Below are 3,514 nucleotides of genomic sequence, written 5' to 3'. Positions count from 1 at the left end.
GACAAGAACAACGCCACCGCGTCGGTCTTGAACTCCTCCGGATAGTGCTTCAGCGCCATCAAAGACACCTCCTTCCCTGGATCCATGATCCAGGCCTCGAGATGTCCACACTTCAGGGGGAAGGCCCTCATTCCCTTGGTCTGCAATAGGCCGGAGATCACCTTGGTTTGGTAAGTCCGCTGACGTCTTACCTGCCAGTACCGATCACGCAACCGTTCCTGCCGCGCCTTGAGCCCACCGCCCGCGGATTTGGCGAGCTGGGCGTAGTTCTGCCACATCTGGGAGACGGCTCTCTGCTCGGCGAGGAGTTGAGCTTCGCGTTCGGGTGGCTGACCACAGGTCCGGCACCACAGACGAACATGATCGGCCGTGATGGTGCGCTGAGCCTTCTCGATCTTGGTGACGGTGGTGGCGTCCGCCCACCCCACCCGCTGCGCGAACTCGCGACCGGTGAGGCGCGCAGACGTGCGCATCTCGCGGAGCTGCTCACCAAGACGCTGGCGGGCGGCCTGCGCGCTGGATGAGGAGGAGGGCGGCATGGGCTCGTATGTTCCTCTAAACCGTGATTCGGGTGTGCCGGGTTGGCAGACGTTGGCTCCGACATCTTCGCCGCTCAGGACTGCTGCCAACCTCTGCCAATTCCGTAGCCCACGAAGTCCTGTCCGAGTCAGTGTCATGCGTCACCAATTCTCGTCCGCCCCTCAGAGAGCGGTAGGAAGACCCGGTTGCGAGGCGGGAGCCACTGATGACCACAGCAGCGCAAGACGTTCAGAAGGTCGTGATGGCTCACGAGTTCCTGTCGACGCCGGCGGCGGTGGGTGTCACGCGCAGCGCCGCGGTCCGGGCGCTGATCGAGTGGGGTCTCACCGAAGCGCAGACCGAGGACTTCGTCCTGGTCGTTTCGGAGTTGGTCACCAACGCGGTCAACGGACGCAGGCACCACATGTTCAAGGTGCGGATCTGCGAAGAGGTCATCGGCACGCTGACCGTCGAGGTCTGGGACTCAGTCCCGGAACCGCCGAAGCGGCAGCCGCTGAATCTGCACGCGGAAAATGGCCGGGGCCTGCTCATCGTGGAGAAGTTGGCGGCTCACTACGGCTGGCGGCCAGCCGACGAGGGCAAGTGGGTGTTCGCGGTCCTGGAGGTGCCGCCCCTATGACTGAAGTGAGCGCTCGTCGTAGGCGGCCAGAGACTGGTCCCCGTCACGGCCGCGTTGGAGGTCGCGCATGACGCCTACGAGAAGGCGATGGTCCAGCATGGCCTGCTCCCCAGCGCCATCAAGATCATCCGCGCAGCGGCCGAGCAGAACATCGAGCAGTTGGACCAGGAGGAGTAGCCCCCAAGACGCCTCCGGGCGGCGATGGGCACCGTGTGCCCCGTACCCCGCCGTCGCCCGGAGGTCACCACGGTGGCCCTTAGACCAATGGTCGCCGCCGTTCCCGTGCTGTCGTTCTCACCCCATCACTCCACGGAGCGCTCAGATGACGATGCTTGGAACCCCGTCCGTTCCCGCCCGCCCGCAGGGCGAGCAGACCGGCCCGATCCGCTTCACCGGCGGCCACCACTTCGTCCTGTCCCCCGACGCCGACTGGGCCGCCCTCCTCGCCCAGGCGACGGCGCCGATGTCGGTGATCCTCCAGGTCACCAAGCGATGCGACTTCGACTGCAACTTCTGCTCCGAGACGATGCAGATGCGCGACCCGTCGCTGGCCGACCTGGAGGCCGCCGCGGCCAACCTCGCCGGCGTCCAGCGGGTGTTCCTGTCCGGTGGCGAACCGCTGCTGCGCCGTGACCTGCTCGACGTCTTCGACGACTTCATCATCGGCCTGCCGACCAACGCCACCCGCGGCGTGAACGTGGCGCCCAAGCTCGCCGGGAAGATCGCTTTCGCCAACATCGGCTTCGACGGGCCGCGCGAGATCTTCCAGCGCGTGCGGGGCGACTACGACAAGGTCATGGGAGGTGTGAATGCCTTCCGCGAGGCGGGCATCCCGATCTCCTTCTCTGCGGTCGCGCTGCGGTCGGTGCTGCACGGCCTGCCCTACCTGCTGCAGATCGCCGACGTCCTGGACGTCGGCAAGCTCAAGCTGATCCTGCCGTTGCGCAAGGGCAACGCCCTCGACCTGCCCGAAAGCGAGTTCATCACCGTCGATGAAGCCGCCGAGCACTTCGCCCGGCTGATCGAGCTGCGCACCACCCACGCATGGACGCCCGCGGTGCGGATGACGCCGTGGACCGCCGAGACCGAAGGCCACATGCTCGTCATCGAACCCAACGGGGTCGTCCGCGCGTGGCCCGTCTACGACCAGCCGGACCTGTGGCTGCCGCTCGGCAACGTCTTCACCGAGCCGATCACCGAGATCTGGAAGCGGTACCCCTACCAGGAGAACCACGTCCGCAAGTACCTCGGCGCCAGCATCATGACCTGCGCGCGGACCGACCGATGACCGCGCCTGCACCCGTGCCGCGCGGCGGGTGGACGAACATGTCCTGGCCCGAGGACCCCTACGGGGCCGGGCAGACCCGCCGCACCAAACCGCGCCTGCTGATCTCCACCTCGACCTACACCACCCGCAACGATCACGGCCAGGCCGTCCCGGTCTCCTACGCCGCGGTGTACCTGCGCCTGCACCGCACCCAGCCCCGCGACGCCACCGGCGGCCTGGTCTTCGGGTTCCGTGCGCTGGCCGCGCTCACCCCGCAGGAGACCGCCGAGCTGGTGCGCCTGGCGGACCTGGACCTGCTGCGCGCCCGGCGCCTCGCCCACATCCTCGTCGGCTACGGGCTCCTGGCCGACCTGAACGTGCTCCGGCAGGCGTGAACCGCAGTACGCCCGCCAGCACCGTGCGGAGACAATGAGTTCGGGCGCGGCCTGCACGCCCTGGTCCCGGAATGGACCCGCCGCGGCGACCGGCCGCGCGGCGAGACCATCTTCTTCGACACCGCCTACGACCTGCCCGGCGACAACGTCGGCGACGAGGCCAGCGACGCCGCCGACCGCGCCGACCACCTCCAGCATCAGGCCAAGGCTGCGGAGTTGACGCTGCGGTGCCCCTCGCGGGCGACGCAGCCGCAGTCCGCTGTGGACAAGATCGCCCGCCCGAACGGCCGCCAACGCGCGGCGCGGGAATGGCTCGCGGTGTGCGCGACCGAGCGCGCCCTATTATCCGCGCTGATCGCCGCGCGGCACCTGGGCCTGTACCACTGGTCGGGGAACCTCGATGTCGCAACCGAGCTTGAGGCCAGCGTGCAAGACTGCTTCCCCACTCAAAAGTTCCACCCGACGGCGTCCCTATGACCGCTGAACCGGTGCTTCCCTGGGCGTCCCGCTCGTCCCGTCGGGAGTCCGAGTGATCATCCACCGCACGCCCGACCCCGTCCCACGAGAGGGTCACCTGCTGGCCGCCTCGCTGGACGTGGAGTGGACCAAGAACTACACGATCCGCAACGGCAACGTCCCGTTCTGCTGGTCGATCACCTGGCTGCACCTCCCCCGCACGCCCGGCCCGCCCCC

At 67.9% G+C, this 3,514-nt stretch carries 6 protein-coding genes; 5 read left to right on the top strand and 1 reads right to left on the bottom strand.

What is annotated here, in order from left to right; all coding sequences use genetic code 11:
* Positions 1-539: helix-turn-helix domain-containing protein (locus E1298_RS45265; protein ID WP_165975967.1), on the bottom strand; the 539-nt coding region annotated here is incomplete at its 3' end.
* A 206-nt stretch (positions 540-745) separates the two neighbouring features.
* On the opposite strand from E1298_RS45265, the gene E1298_RS45260 reads away from it, so the two are divergent.
* From E1298_RS45260 to E1298_RS45245, 5 genes are all read left to right on the top strand, one after another.
* Entirely contained in the window at positions 746-1,159 is a 414-nt protein-coding gene (locus E1298_RS45260) for an ATP-binding protein (protein ID WP_131903540.1), read from the top strand.
* Between the two features lie 54 nt (positions 1,160-1,213).
* Complete coding sequence (locus E1298_RS51485; RefSeq protein WP_279499678.1) at positions 1,214-1,336, top strand: hypothetical protein; 123 nt, start codon at positions 1,214-1,216, stop codon at positions 1,334-1,336.
* A 145-nt stretch (positions 1,337-1,481) separates the two neighbouring features.
* Positions 1,482-2,447 (top strand): radical SAM protein, encoded by a 966-nt coding sequence (locus E1298_RS45255; protein ID WP_131903539.1) that lies wholly within the window; start codon positions 1,482-1,484, stop codon positions 2,445-2,447.
* Between the two features lie 38 nt (positions 2,448-2,485).
* Complete coding sequence (locus E1298_RS45250) at positions 2,486-2,821, top strand: hypothetical protein (RefSeq protein WP_165975966.1); 336 nt, start codon at positions 2,486-2,488, stop codon at positions 2,819-2,821.
* A gap of 261 nt (positions 2,822-3,082) precedes the next feature.
* Positions 3,083-3,298 (top strand): hypothetical protein, encoded by a 216-nt coding sequence (locus E1298_RS45245; RefSeq protein ID WP_131903537.1) that lies wholly within the window; start codon positions 3,083-3,085, stop codon positions 3,296-3,298.
* The last annotated feature ends 216 nt before the right edge of the window (positions 3,299-3,514 follow it).

It is taken from the genome of Actinomadura rubrisoli, from assembly GCF_004349215.1.
Classification (GTDB): Bacteria; Actinomycetota; Actinomycetes; order Streptosporangiales; family Streptosporangiaceae; genus Spirillospora; species Spirillospora rubrisoli.
This window is presented reverse-complemented; position numbering and strand designations above follow the sequence as displayed.